Here is a 23,459-nt window from a genome sequence, read left to right on the forward strand (position 1 = left end):
ATCACGACTTTAGGTTTTGAAATTTGAAGAAAAGGCGTTTGTGCTCCAAGCAATACTGGCCAATAGCCACAATGGTCAACACAAGTAAGCAAATGGGTGCATAATTCACTCCTTGTGCGATTGCATTGGTCAATACATTTGACTCCCCGCTGATCCGCTCAACGAGCCAGGCCAAAGCAGCAATGGCGACCATAGCGGCAAAAACGCATCTGAATTTTCCATTGACTGCACATTGACTGATCAAGATTAAAGCTGGCAAACAAAGCACAATAACACCAATTTGCATGGCTTCGATTCCCAGGTTGAATCCCAATAAACTGAGGAGGAGTTGGGGTAAATCCAGTTCCAGGTTCGACAACGTTTCGGAAAAAGCCATACCGTGGATCAGTCCAAATCCCAGGGCAATCCAAAGTTCTTTCCCTCCAAAAACTGGACGCAAGGCATGCATTGCTGATACCAAAATCGAAATGGAGATCAACAATTCAATCGGCTGGACGGGTATACTGATCCAGCGCATAGTACCAATGAGTAAGGTAAGTGAATGTCCAATGGTAAACGCTAAGCTCAGCTTGAACAAACGCCCCAGGCTATACCTGAAACCACCGTATTTGCCCCAACGTTTCCCCGAAGAAACCAAGGGCGCAGGTAAGAGCAAGGCCAACAGAAACAACAAATGATCTGTTCCAGCAGCAATGTGCTCCACCCCCAGGCAGAACATCTTTGAAAATTCAGCCCAGTTGTTCTCCTCATCAAGTTTTACCTCCAATGGAAGAATTTTCCCCGTAGGAATATCCAATTGAATCGTACCGACTTGCTGCCTGTTTTTTCCATTTCTCCAATTAAACGACGCCGACACCAGAATGGTATGGGTAACCACCTGATGAATTACAACATCGTAATGCAACATGAAATGATGCAGGTCTTCACCTTCTGGGGGCGCCATTGTAGCGGCGCCTTGTATCTCGTAGTACAGCCCGTTGATTGGGTTTTCGGTTTTGCTGAGCTTAAAATTCCCTATCCGAATGTTCCAGGCATCCCCCTGCAAGGTTTTGGCCTGAATATGCGCTTGCAAATATGCGCGTAATTTGTGTTGGTGATCCTGCATAAATTGTACAGGATCACCGTCTTCATGGAACCCCCAAGCTGCCTGCAATTCATTGAGGGGTATTTGTAACTGTACCTGGATTTGCTTCCCCTCTACTTTCAATTGAAGCAATGAATTGGGCATGGGATGCGCATACAACTGTGGATGGGCAAAAAGAACTGCCCAGAAAATCAGCGGTAAAAACAGACCAAGACTCAAGGCCTTGGTCCGTTTTTGACAATTAATTGCCCCCATAATCTCCCGTTCTATCCCGCCATACGGAGTGAGGGTGATTGGCACTTCGAATCACTATCCCACCCTGGGTCGAATATTCAATCCAAATGTTGGGTCCATCAATCCGCACGTAATCGTTTTTGGTCTCCATGGCCGTCGTGCCGGAATAAGCGATGTAAGTCTCATCCAATTCTGCGGTATATTTAGCCAAAATAAGGGCCGCATTTTCATCGTCTATGTCGGCAACATAGGTTTTTATCGCCGCCAAAACCAGTGCTTTTTTTGCCGAGGAGAGCGCAGATACCTTTAAACCGGAGCGGGTAGTGGGGAACTTTCCGTCCTGACCAGGGCCAAGTAAAATATCGCTGTAGGTTGAGCTTAGTTTTGCGCTTGTCAACTCCGCGTCACTCAAGCCCGTCAACATTGCAGCAAGCGCAACCCGCTCCTGCCCCAGTGGTTCGTAATTGATGCTGGCCTGGGAAAATGGTGCAAAGGGCTCCACTGCGCGAAAAGAAGGCGTTGCCCCCACCAATTTACCACCACTGTACGTGTTTGATAAAGCGATGTGATGCCCACCATACTGCAACTCCCACAAACCAGTAACACTCGGTGTGCCTAAAAAAGCAATGTAGTAGTTTCCTGACCCATAAGTGGAACCGCCCCCGTTTGCATTCAGGTAATCGTCGGCAGCAAGAATGGCCAATGCTTCAGCGTACCCTTCACTGCTGGAAGTACCCATTACCGATGCGAGTAAGGCTTTAAAAGCGACAAGCTGCTCAGCACTCAGGTTACTCAGGGCCAGGCCAACACGCTTGGTTTGTACCAAAGCCTGGGGAAGATTTGACCATTTTACCGCATCCGTTTTTGAGTAACTGAGTTGCAAACTGGCCAATTGGGATGCATTTAGCGTAGCTTTAAAAGCCTCTGCCAAACAAACTACTTTTTGCAAACCCGTAGCGGCGGAACAATCTACCGAACTAGTCGAACCAGCAACGGTAAGTGCAAGGGTACAGGATTGCCCCCCAAAATTAATCGCAAAGTTGGCCGTTCCGGAGGTACCTGGTGTGCCCGAAACCTTAAAACTGAGGGTGCCAGCACCATTGACCAGTGTTCCTGCCTGTAAAGTTGCGCTTAGTCCGGTAACACCTGTAGAAGCTATGGCCGAACCGGCCGAATAGGATTGCGCATTGCCTCCTGTGTAAGGAAGTTGCGCAGTACCATTATAGGTTGCATTAACCGTGGCATTTGCAGAAAAAGTAACGGTACTACAACTTAGGGCGCTTACGCTTGGTGTCAAGTTAGTAGGTGTTACATCCGTTTTTTTGCAAGCACAAAAAAGCAGGGCGATCGTGCCCAATGTGAGCAAGATTGAAGTTCTCATTCAGGTGGTTTTAATTAGAGAATCGTGGATACTAAAGCAACATAAATAAATAGCCGTATCTGCTCGAATGGCTACCATTGAGTCGCTTAAATTTTAAATACTGAGCTTGATTGTGAATGCTTGAAGGCACAAAATTGACAGGAATAATAATTCGACACAAGGACTATTTTGTAAAATGCAGATACAAAAAGAACATTGCATTAAACCACTCCAGTTCACAAATAAAAAGGTTCTTGCCTGGAGGGCACCTCACTCTGACTACTTCATTGATGAAAATCTCCCCATAAAGCCCATGCTGATCAATCTTTGGATTAACTTAAATCCCCAAAATTGTCCTTAATTTGTTCTCCATAGTTGCCGTACCCACCCAGTGGCGGTAACAGCAACTCCTAAATACAAACTACATCATGAAGCATCAACTCGCACTCCTTTTAGCATTAAGTATCACACTGAGTCTTTTTGCCCAACAACCCAATGCTGCATATCTCGCCAAACGTGAGGCCTATGTCCTCGCTTTGCTAAAAAAAATGACCCTGGACGAAAAACTGGGGCAATTGAATCTGGTGGTTGGCGGTGAAGCCACCACTGGCTCTTCAGTCAGCACCGACATAGAAACCAAAATCAAAGCTGGTAAAATCGGCGGCATCTTTAGCGTTTCTACTCCTAGTCGTATCCGCAAAATCCAGGAGCTGGCAGTCAACCAAAGTCGCCTCAAAATCCCAATGATTTTTGGGATGGACGTGATCCATGGGTATAAAACCTTGTTTCCCATTCCACTTGGTATCTCCAGTAGTTGGGACATGAGCCTGATTGAAAAAATGGCGCGTATTTCCGCCATAGAAGCCTCAGCTGATGGTATCTTTTGGACCTTCTCCCCGATGGTTGACATTGCGCGGGATCCACGCTGGGGGCGCATTGCCGAAGGTTCGGGTGAAGACCCCTACCTGGGTTCGCAGATTGCTCGGGCGATGGTGAAAGGTTATCAGGGCAATGGGTATGCCCAAACCAACACCATCATGGCCTGCGTCAAACACTTTGCCCTTTACGGCGCTGCCGAAGCTGGCCGCGATTACCATACCACCGACATGAGTAAGGTGCGCATGTACAACGAATACCTGCCGCCGTACAAGGCCGCGCTAGATGCCGGAGCAGGTTCAATCATGGCTTCTTTCAACGAAATTGACGGCGTACCCGCTACTGCCAATAAGTGGTTGCTGACCGACCTGTTGCGCCGCCAATGGGGCTTCAAAGGCCTGGTTGTTTCTGACTATACAGGCATAACCGAGATGGTCAACCACGGCTTGGGCGATGTCCAAACCGTAGCTGCCAAAGCCCTGATGGCTGGCAATGACATGGACATGGTGAGTGAAAGTTATGTAAATACCCTGGGCAAGTCGCTGCGGGAACAAAAGGTAACTCAGGCACAGATTGATCTGGCCTGCCGCCGGGTCCTGGAGATGAAATACGACCTGGGGTTGTTTACCGATCCCTACCGGTACTGTGATGAAAACCGGGCTAAAACGGAAATTTTCACCGCAGAGCACCGCGCTGAAGCACGCAAGGCCGCAGGCAAATCTTTTGTATTGTTGAAAAACGCCAATCAAACCTTACCCCTGGCCAAAAAAGGCACCATTGCCCTGATCGGCCCACTTGCCGACAATAAGGAAAACATGGCGGGCACCTGGAGTGTATCCGGTGACTTTACCAAATGTATTTCCCTCGAAGAAGGCATCAAAAATGTGGCTGGGAATGTGACCATCCTCAAGGCCCGGGGCAGCAACATCTACAGCGATGCCCGCCTGGATGCCAATGTGAGCATTTTTGGCAAACCGACCAACCGCGATCCCCGCAGCGATGCCGACATGATCGCTGAAGCGGTGGCTACTGCCCAAAAGGCTGACGTAGTGGTAGCTGCCTTGGGTGAAGCCGCGGAAATGACTGGAGAGGCATCTAGCCGTTCGGACATTGAGATCCCTGAAAACCAGCGCGACTTGTTGAAGGCACTCATCAAAACTGGCAAACCTGTTGTTTTGGTGCTTTTCACAGGCCGCCCACTGGCAATTCAATGGGAACACGACAACATTCCTGCCATTCTGAACGTATGGTTCGGTGGTACCGAGGCGGGTAATGCCATTGCCGATGTATTGTTTGGTGACGTCAATCCTTCCGGTAAATTGTCGGCTACCTTCCCACGCAATGCCGGTCAAATCCCGATTTATTACAGTTACAAAAACACCGGGCGTCCTTATGGCGGCAATGGGGTGGATTTTGCCAAGTTTCAATCCAATTACCTGGATGTACCCAATAGCCCTTTGTATCCCTTTGGTCATGGTTTGAGTTATACCAAGTTTGAGTATAGCCCGGTTACTTTGAGCAAAAATACCCTATCGATGACCGTACCCAAAGATGTCATCAACGTGAGCGTGACGGTGAGCAATACGGGGAATTTCGATGGCGAGGAAGTGGTGCAATTGTACATCCGCGACAAGGTACGCAGCATTACTCCGCCAGTGAAAGAGTTGAAAGGTTTCCAGAAGATTGCCTTGAAAAAAGGAGAATCCAAAACGGTGACTTTTGCACTGAGTGTAGAAGATTTGAAATTCTACAATGGCGAACTAAAATTCGTGGCTGAGCCAGGTGAATTCCTAGTGTTTGTGGGAACGAGTAGCAGTGAGGTGAAGGAAGCTGGATTTAGTTTGAAATAGATTTATTAAACCAGGAAGAGGGGCTACAGCAAGCATTCAGCATTGTTGTGGCCCCTTTTCGTTTTATAAATAATTCTTACCTTTTCAAAATAAAAACTGGAACCATCATGTTCTAAAATCCGTTGACAAACCTAAACCTCAAACTTCATGGAAGCCAAGCAAATCCCCATGTCTCCTGATTTTAAAGTCAACCTAATCAAAGCTATTTTTTCAATTGCATTCTTCATTTTAGTTTACCTAATCTTATTGCTTACAGGTGGGCTCATTACTGCAATCGCCATTTTTTTTGGCCTGACGATTATTGTAATGCGGCCTAGCTTCATCACCATCATGCTTGGTCTGGGTTTGATTGGAATGGGCGTGATGATTTTTGTTTTTCTGATCAAGTTTATTTTTAAAAGAAACGTTGTTGATCGATCTCATCTCATTGAAATCAAAGCAGAAGATGAGCCCAGGTTGTTTGCGCTGCTTCAGGAAATTGTGGATGAAACGAAAACTCATTTCCCTAAAAAAGTTTACCTCTCTTCGGTGGTTAATGCCAGTGTATTTTATGATTCCAGCTTTTGGAGCATGTTTTTCCCCGTCAAAAAAAACCTGGAAATTGGATTAGGTCTGGTCAATGGGGTCAGTGAAGCGGAACTTAAAGCCATTTTAGCGCACGAATTCGGCCATTTTTCGCAACAATCAATGAAGGTAGGGTCTTACGTTTACCACGTGAACCAAGTGCTTTATAACCTGCTGTTTGAAAATGAAACCTTCAATCACTGGCTTCAACGCTGGGGAAGTATATCCACTTATTTTGGCATTTTTGTTTGGCTGGCACTACAAATCATCCGGGGCATTCAGTGGATTTTGCGCAAGGTGTACGATATCGTCAATTTGAGCTACATGGGCCTCAGCCGCGCCATGGAGTTTCATGCTGATGAAGTAGCCGCTCGGGTAAGCGGTTCTGCGCCAATGATTACGGGTCTGTCGCGCCTGGAATTCCTGGATACGGTATTCAGTGATGTACTTAACCATTACAGTAACAAAATTGCTGCCTCCATCAAAACGCAAAACGTATATCCGCAGCATCGTTTTGTGATGCAGTTTCTGGCCAAGGCTTATAAATATCCGATCCAAAACGAGCTTCCTCTAATCGACAGCAACAATAATCCTTACAACAAGTCCAAATTGGTGATCAACAACCAGTGGGCCTCTCACCCTGACACTAGCGACCGGGTTAAAGCTTTAAAGGCATTAGACATTCCGGCAACAGCTATGGAACAACAAGCTGCCGATCACTTGTTTGACCAACTCCCACTATGGCAAACTCAACTGACCCAAAAACTCTTCAATGGTGTTGAATACCAAACTCCCCCCCAGGACGAGGACTTACACAGTTTTCAAGGAGACTATTTGGCCAATTATGAAAGAAACTCCTTTTCTAGTTCTTACAATGGGTACTACGACCAGCACAACCCGGTAAACTTGGAACTGGATGAGCTTTTAGCCACGGCGGACACCACGGATTTATCGCCCTCAGCTAGTGCTCTTTTCGGTACTTCCGCTATTGATTTGATCTATGGGGCTTCTGCATTAGAAAATGATTTGGCTTGGTTGAAATCCATTCAAAAAAGAGAATATGTGGTAAAAACCCTTGATTATGCAGGCCAAAAATACGCCCTGAAAGAAATACCTCAATTGATTACCCGTTTGCAGCAAGAACTAGACGAGGTCGAAGTAAAAATCAAATCCCAGGACTTGGCCATCTTTAGGTATTTTTATGCCTTGGCGCAAAAGTCTTCGCAAGCTGAAACGCTGGTACAGCACTATCAAACCCTCATAGCGTATGACCGTAGTTTTGCCGAAAAACAGCAACTTGGTCGGGAGCTGCAATTTCGGGTTCAGTTTATCCAGGAAGAAACGCCTTTTAATGTCATTGAGAACAACCTGAGGTTATTTCAGGAATGGGAGGAAAAACTCAAAACTGCCCTTGAACAAATGCTGAAGGAGCCCATTTATCAAGCCGCAATAAGCCCTGAATTGAGCGCGTATTTTCAACAGTATTGCGAAAAACAATGGCAATATTTTATCCATCCCGAATACCAGGATGATGCGTTGGCGGTCTTATTTGCCTGTATCAATGGTTATGGAACGGTCTTGCAGGATACCTATTTTTACCTAAAAAAGGACTTGTTGAATTTCCAGGTAGAATTGGAAGAAAACAAGGACAAATAATTCTGTCTAATCCCTTACCAAAAATAATCACGAAACCTCCTAATTTGGGCCAGGTTTGTAGCCCAAAAATACCATCATGAAGATTCAGTTTTTTTCTTGCCTATTCCTTTTGTCCCTCACTTGCTTTGCCAATGGTACTGATCCTAGTCCAGAGCCTGATTGGGGTTTCTTTGGCCATCGCCGCATCAATCGCCTAGCCGTTTTTGCGCTGCCACCCGAGTTGATTCCTTTTTACAAACAGAACATAGAATACATTACCGAACACGCTGTTGACCCTGACAAGCGCCGCTACGCCAGCCGCCACGAAGGCCCACGGCATTTTATTGACCTGGACCAATACGGCAAGGCTCCTTTTCCGGATTTGCCCCGAGGTTGGAATGAGGCGCTCGCCCGTTACACCGATGTCTTTGTGGTTGACTTGCAAGGCGACACCATCAAAATTATTGGAGAAGGGGTTACCCGTTATGAAAATCAACGCCTGATCGGGCTTGACAACAACCGTACCATCAACAATAAAGGCATCAGCTGGAAAGACTACCAAAGTTTCTACAATGAAAACATCTTTCCCCAGTATTACGAGGAAAGCTGGCAAATTGCACCCGATAGTTTAGCCAAATTATTAGGCACAGCACTCCCCTGCCGCAGCGTTTTTGCCGAAGATCGGCTTTCCGAACACGGCGTTTTGCCCTACAACCTACTGCACATGCAACGCCGCCTGACCGAGGCATTTTATACCCGCAATGTGGCTGCCATCTTGCGTTTATCGGCCGAAATTGGCCATTACATTGGTGATGCCCACGTGCCACTCCACACCACCAAAAACTACAATGGCCAACTGACGGATCAAATTGGCATCCACGCTTTTTGGGAAAGCCGCATCCCGGAATTGTTTGCAGATAAAGCTTACGACAATTTTGTGGGAGTGGCTGAGTACATCTCCAATCCGCAGGATTATTATTGGAAAATGGTGTTGGCGAGCAACAGTTTGGTGGATTCGGTTTTGTTGATTGAAAAACGCCTGAAACAAACCCTGCGGCCTGATGAGCAATTTTGTTTTGAAGAACGCCTCGGGGTGACCATCCGCACCCAGTGTACCGCCTTTGCACAGGCGTATCAGGAGGCAATGCGTGGCATGGTTGAAACCCGCTGGCGGGCCTCCATTCAGGCGGTAAGCAATGCCTGGTACAGTGCGTGGATTGATGCGGGCAAACCTGATTTGCGCAAGCTCAGTTTCAAGCCAGACGAGAAGGAGTTAGAAGAAATAAAGGCACTGGAGGCAGGCTTGAAAAAGGGGAAAATTCAGGGACGGGAGCATGATAACTAGTTTCAATTCTCCACCCAATACATTTCCACTTCGCCCTTGTTTTTCACGCTGATTTTGCCCCGATATTCACACTTAAAGCTGTCTTTAACCAGTTCATAAGTTGAAGAAGAAATATTGACCCTACCCGCATCACTGCTGGATTCCATCCGGGCAGCTACGTTCACGGTATCGCCCCAGATGTCGTAAGCAAATTTCTTTTCGCCTACTACCCCGGCAATGATAGGGCCGGTATGGATGCCGATGCGGGCTTCAAAGTAAGGCTTCCCTTCCCGCATACGTTGCTCTTTGAGTACCTCCAGGAAATTTTGCATCTCAAATGCAGCCTGAATCACCTTGGTTGGATTGGACTGGTAAGGATCTGGTAAGCCCCCTGCACACATATAGGAATCACCAATGGTTTTGATTTTCTCCATACCGTATTTGCCCATGATTTTATCAAAACCTTTAAAACACAAATCAAGCTCTGAAACCAGTTCCTCCGGAGTCAATTTTTCTGAAATGGTCGTAAAGTTTTTAAAATCGGCAAAAAGCACCGAAACACTGTCATATCGCCGGGTATTGGCATGGCCAAGTGTTTTGAGTTCTTCCGCAATTGAAGAAGGCAGGATATTGAGCAAGAGGTTTTCCGAACGTTGGCGTTCCTCCTGAATGATGCGGTTTTTTTCTTCCAATACCGCATTGTTGCGCTTAAAGGTGAGGAAGCGGTTGTATAAACCTGCGGCAATGATAAAAATTACACCAGCTAAGGCGAGGAAGAGGTTTCCCTGGCTGCGTTTGAGTTTTAACTCTGCATCTTTCCCCTTCAATTTCATATTGCTATTGGCCAATTGGATGGAATCAAATTTCTTGAGATAAGATAGCGAATCCACCATTTTCTTTTGTTGCAACAGCAGCAAGGCCGCTTTGGCCTGCTTCTCATTCATGTCTTTGATGGCTTCCTGTTGGGTGCTGATGATGTCGACCAGTTTTTGACGTTCCCGGCTAAGTGACTCCTGGCTTTGAGATTTATTTTGGTGGCTACTCGACAATGCGGAAGACAATTCGGCAACCTGCTCGTACAATTTGGCGTTCTCTTCTTTCAAAACTGATTTGTTGTCTAAAGAAACAGTTGGGGATTTAGGAGGAAGCGGCATCGCAACCCCGCCATTCAAAGCCATCAACTGGTCGGTGTATTCCTTCAGATCCCGGTCTTTGCCACGTTCTCTGGCGATGATGGACAGTACCTCCAGGTTTTCTTTTTGCAACTCGATCATCTTTTTGCCCCTGGCCAACTGCAAGCTTTTTTCCAAATTGGCGACGGCCTTAACCTTTTGTTTTCCACCCATGTTGTTCAGCGCTTTGCCATACACATTGAGGGCAGTAGCCAAATAGGTAAAATCGTAAAGTTCGGTAGCAACGGCCACTGCTTTTTCGCCAGCTTCAGCGGCTTGAGCATGATTACCTTGTGCGGAGAGTTGTTGTGCTTGAGAAAGGTACTGATTGAGTTGTGCTTTTTTGTCGGCAAGATCTTCCTGGGCAATCAAAAAACAGGAAAAACACATGATGCCGAGAACAGTCAAAATGGATTTCATCATAGCAGGATTATAGAAACGTCAGTAAAGATAGGGAATAATTTAGTATCAACAACCACATCTTCATGTAGTCCTATAAAAAGTTAATTTTCGTGGTTGAAAGGATAGTTGGAAAAGAATTTCAACACCTTATCCAACCATCCAAAGGTTTTACTGCTCTATAATTTGTTGAGAACTGGCAGCTTTTTGCGCTCCAATACCACTAAAACAGCACAACAAATAAAAGTAGCCAGAGCCAGCCCAAAAAGGTTTCCCCCATCATTGTTGACGTTGATGCCCAGTTTGGTCAGGTGAAAAAACAAAGCCCCGCTGATGATGCCAACCCCCAGCACAGCTCCAAATGGGCGAGTCAGGGGAATCAAAAGCAAAATGGAGGTAATCAACTCCATCACCCCGATCCCAATGCGACCGTATGGCTCCATCCCCAACTGGGTGAAAATGTACACACTATCCGGGTGGGCCGTAAATTTGAAATACAGGGTTTGCAGCATAATGATCGCAGCAACTAAGGCAAGGATCAGTGAAATTGAAATTTTTGGCATGATTAGGTGTTTTGAATGACGAATGATTGAGTGACGAATGACGAATTGGGTCATCTGGGGCAAAATTAGGTAGCTTTATACGGCGAAAATGTTCCCGGGGTTACATTTGGAAGGGGGAAAAAGTAGCCACACGGACATTAACAAAATTTATGGTCCACATACTGAACACCCCCAATTTTACCGTTAGCATCAAGTTCAAAATAAGTGAGCGCTTTTTTTTAGTTTTGCGCGCAAATCCATCAGAGTTTGTTAGGGGCGATAAAAAAATGAGTGCTCATTTTTGCCCCACTACTTAAACAACAGAGCATGTCGGTAACAGTCAAAGGGTTGACCAAAATTTACGGAGAGCAAAAGGCCATTGATCAGGTTTCATTCACGGCTGGAAAGGGTGAAATTTTGGGGTTTTTAGGGCCTAACGGCGCTGGAAAGACCACTACCATGAAAATCATTACCGGTTTTATCCCTCAAACCGAAGGTGAGGCCGAAGTGTGTGGTTTTGATGTGACCAAGGCCCCACTTGAAGTACGCAAACGCATTGGTTACTTGCCCGAACACAATCCACTGTACAAGGACATGTACGTGAAGGAATTCCTGGAGTTTGTAGCGGGTCTGCACCAGCTCAAAAAGCCCATGCAACGGATCAAGGAGATGATTGACATGACTGGCCTGGAGAAAGAACAGCACAAACCAATTGCCGCACTCTCAAAGGGTTATCGGCAAAGGGTAGGTTTGGCTCAGGCCATGTTGCACGACCCCGAAGTACTGATCCTGGATGAACCCACCACTGGTCTCGACCCCAATCAATTGGTCGAAATCCGCAGCCTGATCAAACAATTGGGCAAAGAAAAGACCCTGATTTTTTCAACTCACATCATGCAGGAGGTAGAGGCCATTTGCAACCGGGTTTTGATCATCAACAACGGCAAAATTGTCGCAGATGACCGCATTGAACAACTGCCCAACCTGATCAAAGGGGAGGCAATGGTCAGTGTGGCCTTTTTGGAGGAAGTCAAAGCCGACGTGTTGAAAAAAATCAAGGGGGTAAACTCCGTCAAAAAAATCAACCAAAACAGTTGGCAGCTTTCCAGCGACGCCAAAGCTGATATTCGCCCGGAAGTGTTCCGCTTTGCGGTAGACCAAGGCTTGACCTTGATTGAAATGCATAAGGAGGCTTATTCCGTGGAAGATGTTTTCCAAAAATTGACCGCAAAGGGGCGATAAAAGTATTCATATTGCCGCACGACACAAATAAAATGATTCGACCTTTAAGCTACCTCTACATCCTCGCCTGCTTATTAGGGACCTGCATAGCCAGCGCCCAAAACCGCACGGCTGTGAAGCCTAATTATAATTTCAAGGACGGGATCTACCCCAATTTGGCGGCCTTTCAGGCAGACAAACCGCAGTATTCCATGTTCAATGTGGAGTTTTCAGCGGTGGTAAACGAGGAGAAAAAAGTAGTACAGGTGGAATGGATTCGGCACAAACGTGGTGACACCTTGCGCCTGGATTCCATTTGGGGCATTTGTTGGCGCGGGCGGCCTTATATTCGCATCCCGGCAGATAGTGTCAAGCGCAAATTGGCTATTTTTGCTGAATTACAGGTGATTGGGAACATTTGTTTGTTCAATTATGAAACAGAGGTGGAAAAACTGGTCGAAATCAAGGCTTATTTTCCTGAAACCGGGATTCCCTTTCGCAAAGGCAAGGTTCGAAATACGGAAACTTTGATCAAGGAAAAGATGCTGCGTTTGGAGAACGGAGAATGGGCCACTTTGAATCAACAAAATTTGGCTCAATGGGTGGCCGATTATCCCGATCTGCAAAAAGCAGTTAAGGCCCTGGCACCGGATAGAACCGCCGAACTACTGCCCAGGATGGTACTGACTTACAATGAGCGAAATCCGTTCTATTTAAAATAAATTTATGTGGACGATCTTTAAAAAAGAAGTAAACACCTTTTTCAGCTCCCTGATTGGTTACATCGCCATCGCCGTTTTTTTGGTGATTTTGGGGCTGTTTGTATTTGTGTTTGCGGACTCCAGCATTTTGGAAAACAAGTTTGCCACCCTAGCTCCCTTGTTTGACACGGCACCCCTGGTGTTTTTGTTCCTCATCCCGGCGGTCACCATGCGGATGTTTGCCGAAGAACAACAAACCGGTACCATCGAATTCCTGGCCACCAAACCCGTGCGCGACCTCGACATCATTTTGGGAAAATATTTTGCAGCCCTGGCCCTGGTGCTGTTTTCAATATTGCCCACCGTTTTGTACTACTACACGGTGTATCAATTGGGCTCTCCGCAAGGGAATCTGGATGCCGGAGCAATCCTGGGTTCTTACCTCGGTTTGTTTTTGCTGGCCGCCATTTTTGCCGCCATCGGGATTTTTGCCTCTTCCCTGAGTAGCAATCAGATCCTGGCCTTTTTGCTGGCAACCTTCCTTTGTTTTTTGTTTTACTACGGATTTTATTATTTCAGCAAACTACCTGTATTTGTGGGGCGTTTGGATGATTTGATTCAAAAATTGGGCATCGACTACCACTACAACTCGATCAGTCGGGGCATTGTGGATACGCGGGATGTGGTGTACTTTTTTTCCGTGAGCACTCTCTTTTTGGCCTTAACGCTCTTTTCACTGGAAAGAAGAAAATGGTAAACATGAGCAAAAGTAAAAAAACACAATCCCTGTTGCAAATGGGGCTTTTCCTGGGGATTGTGGTCTTCATCAATATTCTGGCCAATGCCCGCTTGGGCAATTTTGCCTTGTACCGCAGTTTTGACCTCACCGAGGAAAAACGTTTCACCCTTACGGATGGCACCAAAAACTTGTTGCGCAATCTGGATGAGGTGGTTTATGTCAAAGTAATGCTGGACGGCAAACTGCCCGCCGAATTGAAGCGCCTGCGTGCCTCCACCATCGACATCCTGGATGATTTTCGTGGGCAATCCAGTTTGGTGGATTACGACTTTGAAAACCCGCTGAACGGCAAACCCGAACAGGTCAATGCCCGGATGGAACAACTGCGCAAGGAGGGCATGTTCCCCATGTCTTTTACCGTGGTGAAAGGTGCTCAGCGCGATGACACCCCTGTATTTCCCTACGCAGTGGTGAATTACAAAGGCCGCGCCTATCCGGTAAACCTGATGGAAAATCAGGACAACACCCAGTCGCCCGACGTGGTACTCAACAATGCCGTTTCGCTGCTGGAATACAAACTGGCCAATGCCATCCAAAAACTCCAAGAGGCCAACAAACCCAACGTAGTCTTCACAATGGGCCACGGGGAGTTGGGCGAATTTGAACGTGCCGATTTTGAAGGTTCATTGCGCAAATTTTGCAATACAGGCACCCTGGTTTTGGACAGCGTCACTTCGATCAATCCAGAGATCTCAGCCTTGATTGTGGCCAAGCCACTCCGGCCTTTTTCCGAAAAAGACAAGTTTAAAATTGACCAATACGTGATGGGCGGTGGAAAAATCCTCTGGATGCTCGACATGGTGCGCATGGATAAAGACAGCCTGCTCGCACACCCCGAATACATCCCCGGCGACTACCAACTCAATCTGGATGACCTGCTTTTTCGTTACGGTGTGCGGGTACAGCCCAATTTGGTGCTCGACCTGCAATGCTCGCCCATCTGGATCGCTACTGGGAAACAAGGCACTAAGCAACAACGCCAGCCGATTGCTTTCCCTTACCATATCCTGACCTTAGCCAACCCGGATCATCCGATTTCCAAATCGGTGGCTCCGGTCAATCTGCTCTTTGCGAGTACCATCGATACGGCCATTCGCACCAAAACACCGGTCAAAAAAACGGCACTTTTAACCACCACCCCCCGCACCCGCCTGCAGTACTTGCCTGCACGCCTGGGGCTGGATTTTCTGCGCTACATCCAACCAGACAAGTTCAACAAGGGGCCACAAGTGGTAGCGGTAGCCATGGAAGGCACATTCCCCTCGATGTATGAAAACCGCTTGACTCCGGAAATGGAAAGTGGACTGACTCAACTGGGCTTACAATTCAAAAGTGTAAGTGTTCCAACCCGGCAGATCGTCGTGTCTGATGGCGACGTGGCCAAAAACAAGTACCTCCCTACCCGCGAGCAGGTGGTGCCCCTGGGCTACAACGACGTGGAAAACTTCATTTACGCCAACAAGGAATTCTTGCAAAACGCGGTGGAATACCTGTTGGACAAAAATGGCATCATTGCTGCAAGGGGCAAAGAGGTGCGTTTGCGCATGTTGGACACCACCCGGGCCCAGGAAGAAAAAACGTGGTGGCAATTGGTGAACATCGTTTTCCCGTTGGTTTTGATTGGGGTGTTTGGATTTGGGTATGGATGGTGGCGGAAGCGGAAGTATGCACGGGCGTAAGTGTTTTATAATCGTATAATTTTACACCAATGAAAAACTTAATTTATGGCATGCTTTTACTGAGCTTTTCCTGTGTAAACCAGGGGACTCAAAAAACTCAAACTAAAACAAACCAAATAGAGGATAAAAATGTAAGCCTTGAAAAGCATGCCGCTAAGGTGATGGATATCTTAATTCGTAAAGACTTCGCTGCTCTGGCTGAACAAATTGAAATGGGGCAGGATTTATTGTTTTCCCCTTATGGGTATATCGACACTACCTCAGCAATTAGATTTTCCAAAGAAAAACTAAAACAAGCAGCAACTCAGCAACAGAAAATCAATTGGGGCGAGTACGATGGAACGGGTGATCCGATTGAATTAAATCTAGCTGAATATTTCGACAAATTTGTAACGGACAAAGACTATTTAAAATGTGGTGCCAACCCAATCAATGAGACTACCGCAGTAGGTAATATGGTTAATAATCTTGAAGAGGTTTTTCCTGGTTACGATTTTATAGAATATTACTGTAAAGGCTCAGACAAATACAGCTTTATGGATTGGGGAGCCCTCCGTTTGGTCTATAAGGTTTCGGATGACAAAATATATTTGGTTGCAATCGTCCATGACCAGTGGACAATTTGATCATGTGTAGATAACATTAAATGACTGCCAAAAGCTAAAACCCAATGTAGATTTTTTCCAATTTTGCACACCATTTCGGCTTAATCAATTTGCTTGCATGAACCGCACCACCTGGCTTTTACTTTCCTTCTTTATCCTCGGCGTAATTGCCGTGAGTTATGTCTATTTCAACCGCGAAGACGCCCTCATGCGTGGCCTCAAAGCCGAGCGCAACTTTGCCGTTAAAGACATCAGTCGCCTGCAAAAAATCTTCATCGCCCAGCGTGATGGTGAGACTACACTTTTGGAAAAAAAAGGCTCGGAATGGCTCTACAACGGCAAATACAAAGCCCGCCCCAATGCGATGGACAACCTGTTGGATGCCATTCAACGCGTTGAAATCGACCACATCCCCGCCAAGGCCGCCATCAAAAACATCGTCAATAACCTGGCGGGAGAAGGCATCAAGGTAGAATTGTACGAATCCGGCGAGCAGCCTATCAAGACTTACTACATCGGTAGTGGCACCCAGGATGAACGCGGTGTGTACATGATCATGGATGGTTTTGATCAGCCCTTCGTTTGCCATATCCCGGGCTGGGAAGGCAATTTGCGCTACCGCTACAACCTGCGTGGCGATGATTGGCGCGACAAAACGGTGTTTGCCGAAGATCCCGATAACATCCAAAGCGTGAGCATTGAATACCCAAAACAAAAAAATCGCTCATTCAAACTGGATCGCAAGGGCAGCAGTTTTGACATTCGGCCTTTTTATGAAATTACGCCCGAGCTCCGTATGCCTTATCGCGAAGGTAGTGCCGAAGCCTTTTTGATTGGTTTTGAAAGCCTGGTGGCCGAAGCATTTGAAAACGAAACTCCTGCAAAGGACTCCGTGCGGCAAATTGTACCCTTCAGCGTGATTACGGTGACCAATAAACAGGGCAAAACCACTCAAGCGAAATTGTTTCCCATTTTTCCCGAATCAGTCATGTCCCTTGATCCCAAAACCGGGCAATGGGTCAGTTCCGACGGAGCTACCGTGGAGCGCTATTTTGTGGACCACAGTTCGGGGGATTTTATGCTGATTCAGGATCGGGTGTTTCGGAAGGTGTTGAGGGGGTATGATTTTTTTTATGGGCGGTAGTGGTTTTGGATCTAAAAAAAGACAATTACAACAAATAAACTCCTTAAAACAACGTTTAGCCAGGGTAATTTTTCTTAAAAAGAAATGCAGAACAAACCTTAAATACTGTCAAAATGAAACCCTTCGTAACTGTTTTATTTACCCTTTTTACATTGACCATTTTTGCCCAAACCGCTGCCGAACACCTCCAAAACGGCATTGCAAAGCACAATCAAAAAAACTATAAGGACGCGATCAAAGATTACGAAAAAGCCATCAAAGCTGATCCCAACTACAAAGAAGCCTACTTCAATCGAGGCATTTGCGCCCTGGCTTTAAGAAATTTCAAACTGGCAATGAGCGATTTTGACAAAACCATTGAATTGGATCCAAAATTCATCAAAGCCTATTACAGCAGAGCAAGCGTTTGGGTTAGTCAAGAACAATACCTTGAAGCTTTGCCCGACCTCGACAAAACCATTGAATTGGATGTTGCTTTCCCCAACGCCTTAACCCTGCGTGGGCAAATCCGAGCCCAAACTGGCAACAAAAAAGGAGCTTGTGAAGACTTCTCTACTGCCAAACAAAATGGAGACAAACAAGCTGATCGTTACCTTGCCCAGTTTTGTGGCAATGAGCAGTTATCCGGCGAATCATTTATGCTCAACTGGCCAGAGGAAGAAAACTGGAAAATTGGGAACAGCCAGGAAAATGCTCAAATGGCCATGCTGGAATTGATACGTGCCAATGAAACGCTGGAAAATTGGACCGAAATGGGTACAATGGCCTCATTCTTTGACTCTAAACCCATTCCAATGGATCAGGTGATGAACATCATGTTTGAACAGGCCAAACTCAAAGCGCCCAAAGCAAAATTGACTTTTATTGAAAAAGATGAAACCGCCACTTATCCCTGGATTATTTTTACCATTGAATCCCCAAACTTCAAAAATGACAAAAAGCCGGAATCTCAACTCTGGTACATTACTCAGGGAAAACAAGCACTCTATTCTAATTTCAGGGCCATCAAAGAGGCCAGTATTCCCGATCTGTTAAAAGAAAAATGGATCAAGTTTTTCAAAACTGGGCAAGTGGTGAATAAATAAGTTTATCATTCTAAATTTTCTTATTTTGGCATGGCTGAATTTTAAGAGATTTTAGAATGTTAGAAAAAACATTGTTTCTTGGCCTCATCGTCGCACTCTTCTGTTGTGCTTGTTCCACCGAGCTACCGCCGGAACTGCAAGCAGAACTCGCAAGCTTGCCCGCTGAGCTGGACTACAACCTCCACGTCAAGCCCATTCTCTCCGACAAGTGTTTTGCTTGCCACGGGCCCGACAAAGCCAAACAGAAAGCTGGCCTGCGCCTCGACCTGCCCGAAGACGCTTACGCCCAACTGGAAGAAAGCCCTGGCAAAGTAGCCATCGCCAAAGGCAGTTTGCGCCGCAGTGAAGTCTTTCACCGCATCATTTCCGATGACCCCGAATACCTCATGCCTACACCCGAGTCTCACCTCAGTTTGAGCAATCGGGAAAAAGCCATCCTCATCCAATGGATCAAAAACGGAGCGGAATACCAGCCACACTGGGCTTTTGTAGCACCAAAACAGGCTAAAATCCCCAGTGTAAAGAATTCAGATTGGGTTAAAAATCCCATTGACAACTTCGTGTTGCAAAAACTGGAAGCTGAAAAGCTCCAGCCTGCCCCGGAAGCCTCGAAGGCCATCCTTTTGCGCCGATTGTCCCTCGATCTGACTGGCCTCCCTCCTACCCTGGCTGAAATTGAAGCTTTTGAAAAAGATAAATCCCCCAATGCCTACGAAAATCAGGTAGATCGCCTGCTCCAATCGCCCCATTATGGCGAAAAAATGGCAGTGGACTGGCTGGATTTGGCGCGTTTTGCCGATTCTCATGGCTACACCGTGGATCGTCTGCGCGACATGTCGCCTTACCGCGACTGGGTCATTCAGGCTTTCAACCGCAATCAGCCTTACGACCAGTTCATCCAGTGGCAATTGGCGGGCGATTTGATGCCCAAACCCAGTCGGGAAATGTTGATCGCCACCGCCTTTAATCGCAACCATCCCCAAAACCTGGAAGGCGGCATCATCGAAGAAGAGTTTCAGACCGAGTACGTAGTAGACCGCACCAACACCTTCGGCGATGCTTTTTTAGGGCTTTCGCTGGGTTGTGCCAAATGCCATGACCATAAGTACGATCCCCTTTCGCAGCAGAATTATTACGAGCTATTTTCCTTTTTCAACAACGTCAAAGAAGCGGGCCAAATCTCCTGGGATGGTGCCCTGCCCACACCAACCTTGCTCTTGCCGACCAAAAAGCAGGAAAAAATGCTGGCCTCCATCCAAAAATCCATTGCCGAGCAGGAAAAAGAGGTAGAAAAACTCAGCCCCCAAACGATAACGGCCTTTGAAGAGTGGCTAAAAAAGGGCCAGCAGCAAAAACTGGCCACGGAAAAGATCCCCCAATCCGGCCTACAAGCCCACTATAGCTTCGATGCCAGCGACCTGAAAAACCAGGTCAACCCCAAACAGATGGGCATCATGAAACGGGAAACGGGCATGACCGGAGACAAGCCCAATTTTATCAACGCCAACTCCGGCAAAGCCCTCGCGCTCGACGGCGACGTATACCTTGACCTAGGTGAAGTAGGCGTTTTCCGCAAATCCGCCCCCTTCAGCATTGGCATCAAAGTTTGGATTCCAAAAGCGCTGAAAGAAGGTGTATTGTTCCACAAGAGCAGTGCTGAACGCTTGTACAATTTCCGGGGCTTTCACGTCTACCTCAAAAATGATCGCCTCGAAATCAACATGGCGCATACTGCCCCCTCCAATGCCCTTACACGTGTGAGTAAAGCCTCCGTGCCGCGCGATCGTTGGTTGCACCTGACCCTCACTTACGATGGCTCTTCGCGTGCTTCGGGATTCAACTTGTACCAAGATGGGCAGGTACTCGCCATGGAAACCACCATGGATCAGTTGTACAAAGACATCCTGCTGGTGGGCAATCCACAACCGGGTTTACAAATCGGTGCCTGGTGGCGGGGACTTGGCTTCAAAGGTGGGCAGGTGGACGACATCAGCGTGTACAATCGGGAATTGACGCCCTTTGAAGTGGCGGTGCTGGCACAAAAACAGAGTTGGGCCAAAGTGGCGAATAAACCTGTGGCACAATTGAGCGAAGCCGAAAAGGGACATTTATTGGCCTATTACCAACAAGCCGTTTCGCCCCTCTTGCAAGAAGCACGCAAAATCCTCCAGGCACGCCGCACCACGCTCTCCGACTCCATCGAGCAGGTCGAAGAATTGATGGTGATGCAGGAAATGAAGCAGCCTAAAAAGACCTTTCTGTTGAACCGGGGCAATTACGATATGCCCGGCAAGCAGGTTTTTCCCAATACGCCAGCCTCTATTTTGGCCTGGCCCAAAGACCTGCCTAAAAACCGGCTTGGCCTGGCCCAATGGCTGTGTTTGCCCGAACATCCCTTGACGGCTCGGGTGGCGGTCAATCGTTTCTGGCAAAACTACTTTGGCGCGGGGTTAGTCAAAACCACCCAAGATTTTGGCAATCAGGGCGAAATGCCCAGTCATCCACAATTGTTGGACTGGTTGGCGCTGCGTTTTATTGAGTCGGGTTGGGATGTCAAAGCCCTGCAAAAACTCATCGTAATGTCGGCTACTTATCGGCAGGATTCGCGGGTGGACAAAACTTTGCGGGAAAAAGACCCCGAAAATCGCCTGCTGGCGCGAGGCCCAGCTTTCCGGCTTTCCGCCGAGCAAATTCGCGACAATGCCTTAATGGCCAGCGGTTTGTTGAATCCAAAAATCGGGGGCAAAAGCATCAAACCCTATCAGCCAGCGGGTCTGTGGGAAATCAACAGCGCCAACTACGAGGCAGATACCACCGACGCGGTGTATCGCCGGAGTTTGTATATCGTAGTCAAACGTTCGGTACCCAATCCAACCCTGGCTACTTTTGATGCAGGTTCGCGGAGCTACTGCGTGGTGCGAAGGCAAAAAACCAATACGCCCTTGCAGGCCCTGGTCACCTTGAATGACCCAACTTTTATTGAAGCTTCGAAGGTGTTAGGGGAACAAATGTGCAGGATACCGGATGCGCCCAAGGCCATTGCTACGGTGTACAGGAAGTTAACGGGTTTGCAGCCTTCAAAGGCGGAATTGGCACTGTTGTTAAAAATGCAACGCGCTCAGCAGGAAAATTTCAAACTTCATCCTGAAAAAACGAAAGGCTGGCTGGAAGCAGGTTTGTACAAATTGGATCCAAAATTGGATAAAGCGGCACTAGCGGCGAATGCGGTGGTGGCGAATACAATTATGAATTCAGATGCAACATTGAGTAAAAGGTGAATGATCCAGGCTTTAAAGCTATGCTCAAAGTCTGATTTAGTTTAAGGCTACAAAAGTGGTAGCCAGTTATTTGCCAGACTGAGCCGACCAGCGGCATAGCCGCGAAACGTCTGTAGTCAAGGGAACGAAGATCAGTTTTTAAGGTGCGTTAGCACCGAAACAATAACACGATTTTCAGATGGATTGTCCAGATTTAAAGGTTTCGGAGCGCTGAACCTTCATCCAACATCCGAACTTTACATCTAATGACGTTACGCGGCTCTGCCGCTATTTGCCTCAGTCTGGCTAATCGTGCAAGTCCCAATTTTTGTAATTTCAATAGTAAAGTGATCAAGCAAGATGTCAACCCATAACCATAACCACGACCCATTTCGGCTCCACACCCCCGAATTTGATTCCTTGAACAAACAATGGGATCGGCGCAATTTTTTGCTCAAAACGGCGCTGGGTTTGGGGGCGATCGCTACGGGGACCCTATTGGGAACTCGTTCGATTTCGAAGGGGCCTTCGGCCATGCCGGGTGAAGATTTCCAACAAGCGATGTTGGACGCATTGCCCCATTTTGCGCCCAAAGCCAAAAGGATCGTGTACCTGTTCATGAGTGGTGGGCCTTCGCAGTTTGAAACCTTTGATTACAAACCCAAGCTCCAAAACCTCTTGGGGCAAGACCTGCCCGATTCGGTGCGCAAAGGCCAGCGCCTGACCGGGATGAGTGCCAATCAGGCCAGTTTACCCATCGCTCCTGCTTTTTGCCGATTCAATCAGCATGGACAAAGTCAAACCTGGGTCAGTGAATTATTGCCCCATACCGCCAAGGTGGTGGATGACTTGTGCATCGTCAAATCGGTTTTTTCCGAAGCCATCAACCACGACCCTGCTTTGACCTTTTTTCAAACCGGCAATCAGCTCCCGGGGCGACCTTCAATTGGTTCCTGGATCAGTTATGGCCTTGGGTCAGACAATCAAAACCTGCCCACTTTTATCGTACTGGTCTCCAAGGATGCTCCCCGCGACCAGCCTTTGTACGCCCGTTTGTGGGGCAATGGTTTTTTACCCTCCGAGCACCAGGGCGTGCAGTTCCGTTCGGGTAAAGACCCCGTTTTGTTCCTCAACAATCCGGAAGGTTACGACGGCGCCGACCGCCAGGAGATGCTCGATTACCTCAAACAACTCAATCAACTGCAAAACGAAGCCTACGGTGACCCGGAAGTCAATGCCCGCATTGCCCAATACGAAATGGCTTACCGCATGCAAACTTCGGTACCCGAGGTAATGGACATTTCAGAAGAAACCGATGAAACCTTTGAATTGTACGGGCCAACGAGCCGTGACCCCGGAACTTACGCGGCCAATTGTATTTTGGCACGCAAACTATTGGAAAAAGATGTTAAGTTCGTACAATTGTACCATCAGGGCTGGGATCACCACGGCGGTTTGCCCGGGGGAATGAAGCAGCAGTGCCAAACCATCGATCAGCCAACGGCAGCCTTCATCACCGACCTCAAACGCAGGGGCTTGTTGGAGGATACATTGGTCATTTGGGGTGGAGAATTTGGGCGTACGGTGTACTCGCAAGGTATTCTCACTGCCGACAATTATGGGCGGGATCACCATCCGCGTTGTTTCACCATGTGGATGGCAGGTGCCGGGGTCAAAGCGGGATTCAGTTTTGGCGAAACCGACGATTTTAGTTACAACATTGTCAAAGACCCGGTACATGTGCATGATTTTCACGCGACTTTAATGTACCTCATGGGCATTGACCACGAGCAGTTGATCTACAAGTTTCAGGGGCGGCGCTTCCGATTGACGGATGTGCATGGGAAGGTGGTGAAGGGAATTTTGGCTTAAATTTTTACTTGCAAGCGCCGTAGGCGCACAAATTCTAAGGTGATCTAAGGTGCCTA

Annotated in this window: 16 protein-coding genes; 12 read left to right on the forward strand and 4 right to left on the reverse strand. The window is 47.3% G+C overall.

The annotated features are described in order from the left end of the window. Position 1: 1 nt before the first annotated feature. Both ACO08K_RS27855 and ACO08K_RS27860 read right to left on the reverse strand, forming a co-directional pair. Complete coding sequence (locus tag ACO08K_RS27855) at positions 2-1,339, reverse strand: HupE/UreJ family protein (protein WP_421799773.1); 1,338 nt, start codon at positions 1,337-1,339, stop codon at positions 2-4. Continuing rightward, complete coding sequence (locus ACO08K_RS27860; protein ID WP_421799774.1) at positions 1,326-2,699, reverse strand: DUF3500 domain-containing protein; 1,374 nt, start codon at positions 2,697-2,699, stop codon at positions 1,326-1,328. The genes ACO08K_RS27855 and ACO08K_RS27860 overlap by 14 nt, the downstream gene beginning before the upstream one ends. Before the next feature lie 407 nt (positions 2,700-3,106). Between ACO08K_RS27860 and bglX the strand changes: the two genes are divergently transcribed. The 3 genes from bglX (at position 3,107) to ACO08K_RS27875 (ending at position 8,948) form a co-directional block, all read left to right on the forward strand. Continuing rightward, positions 3,107-5,404, forward strand: a complete 2,298-nt coding sequence (bglX, locus tag ACO08K_RS27865; RefSeq protein ID WP_421799775.1) for a beta-glucosidase BglX — start codon at positions 3,107-3,109, stop codon at positions 5,402-5,404. A 147-nt stretch (positions 5,405-5,551) separates the two neighbouring features. Next, a complete protein-coding gene (locus tag ACO08K_RS27870) occupies positions 5,552-7,624 on the forward strand; it encodes a M48 family metalloprotease (protein WP_421799776.1) in 2,073 nt (690 codons plus the stop codon). 76 nt (positions 7,625-7,700) lie between these two features. After that, positions 7,701-8,948, forward strand: coding sequence for a zinc dependent phospholipase C family protein (locus ACO08K_RS27875; RefSeq protein ID WP_421799777.1), 1,248 nt, complete (start codon positions 7,701-7,703; stop codon positions 8,946-8,948). 2 nt (positions 8,949-8,950) lie between these two features. Here ACO08K_RS27875 and ACO08K_RS27880 read toward each other — a convergent pair whose 3' ends face one another. Both ACO08K_RS27880 and ACO08K_RS27885 read right to left on the reverse strand, forming a co-directional pair. Next, entirely contained in the window at positions 8,951-10,519 is a 1,569-nt protein-coding gene (locus tag ACO08K_RS27880) for an adenylate/guanylate cyclase domain-containing protein (RefSeq protein WP_421799778.1), read from the reverse strand. A gap of 158 nt (positions 10,520-10,677) precedes the next feature. Then, entirely contained in the window at positions 10,678-11,061 is a 384-nt protein-coding gene (locus tag ACO08K_RS27885) for a DoxX family protein (protein ID WP_421799779.1), read from the reverse strand. 306 nt (positions 11,062-11,367) lie between these two features. Here ACO08K_RS27885 and gldA point away from each other — a divergent pair, with 306 nt between their 5' ends. The 9 genes from gldA (at position 11,368) to ACO08K_RS27930 (ending at position 23,403) form a co-directional block, all read left to right on the forward strand. Next, positions 11,368-12,282, forward strand: a complete 915-nt coding sequence (gene gldA, locus ACO08K_RS27890) for a gliding motility-associated ABC transporter ATP-binding subunit GldA (RefSeq protein WP_421799780.1) — start codon at positions 11,368-11,370, stop codon at positions 12,280-12,282. A gap of 113 nt (positions 12,283-12,395) precedes the next feature. Further along, positions 12,396-12,983: a hypothetical protein gene (locus tag ACO08K_RS27895; protein ID WP_421799781.1), complete on the forward strand. Its 588-nt coding sequence runs from the start codon at positions 12,396-12,398 to the stop codon at positions 12,981-12,983. Between the two features lie 4 nt (positions 12,984-12,987). Further along, a complete protein-coding gene (gldF, locus tag ACO08K_RS27900; protein ID WP_421799782.1) occupies positions 12,988-13,719 on the forward strand; it encodes a gliding motility-associated ABC transporter permease subunit GldF in 732 nt (243 codons plus the stop codon). 2 nt (positions 13,720-13,721) lie between these two features. Beyond that, a complete protein-coding gene (gldG, locus tag ACO08K_RS27905; protein ID WP_421799783.1) occupies positions 13,722-15,440 on the forward strand; it encodes a gliding motility-associated ABC transporter substrate-binding protein GldG in 1,719 nt (572 codons plus the stop codon). A gap of 29 nt (positions 15,441-15,469) precedes the next feature. Beyond that, on the forward strand, positions 15,470-16,066 hold the full coding sequence (locus tag ACO08K_RS27910; RefSeq protein ID WP_421799784.1) for a hypothetical protein: 597 nt from the start codon (positions 15,470-15,472) through the stop codon (positions 16,064-16,066). A 97-nt stretch (positions 16,067-16,163) separates the two neighbouring features. Then, positions 16,164-17,189 carry a DUF4340 domain-containing protein gene (locus tag ACO08K_RS27915; protein ID WP_421799785.1) on the forward strand — a complete coding sequence of 342 codons (1,026 nt, stop codon included), beginning with the start codon at positions 16,164-16,166 and terminating at the stop codon, positions 17,187-17,189. A 113-nt stretch (positions 17,190-17,302) separates the two neighbouring features. Beyond that, positions 17,303-18,274 (forward strand): tetratricopeptide repeat protein, encoded by a 972-nt coding sequence (locus ACO08K_RS27920; protein WP_421799786.1) that lies wholly within the window; start codon positions 17,303-17,305, stop codon positions 18,272-18,274. A gap of 56 nt (positions 18,275-18,330) precedes the next feature. Beyond that, a complete protein-coding gene (locus tag ACO08K_RS27925; RefSeq protein ID WP_421799787.1) occupies positions 18,331-21,552 on the forward strand; it encodes a DUF1553 domain-containing protein in 3,222 nt (1,073 codons plus the stop codon). Between the two features lie 339 nt (positions 21,553-21,891). Continuing rightward, positions 21,892-23,403 carry a DUF1501 domain-containing protein gene (locus ACO08K_RS27930; protein ID WP_421799788.1) on the forward strand — a complete coding sequence of 504 codons (1,512 nt, stop codon included), beginning with the start codon at positions 21,892-21,894 and terminating at the stop codon, positions 23,401-23,403. Positions 23,404-23,459: the final 56 nt, after the last annotated feature.

It is taken from the genome of Haliscomenobacter sp. (assembly GCF_965225875.1).
Taxonomy (GTDB): domain Bacteria; phylum Bacteroidota; class Bacteroidia; order Chitinophagales; family Saprospiraceae; genus Haliscomenobacter.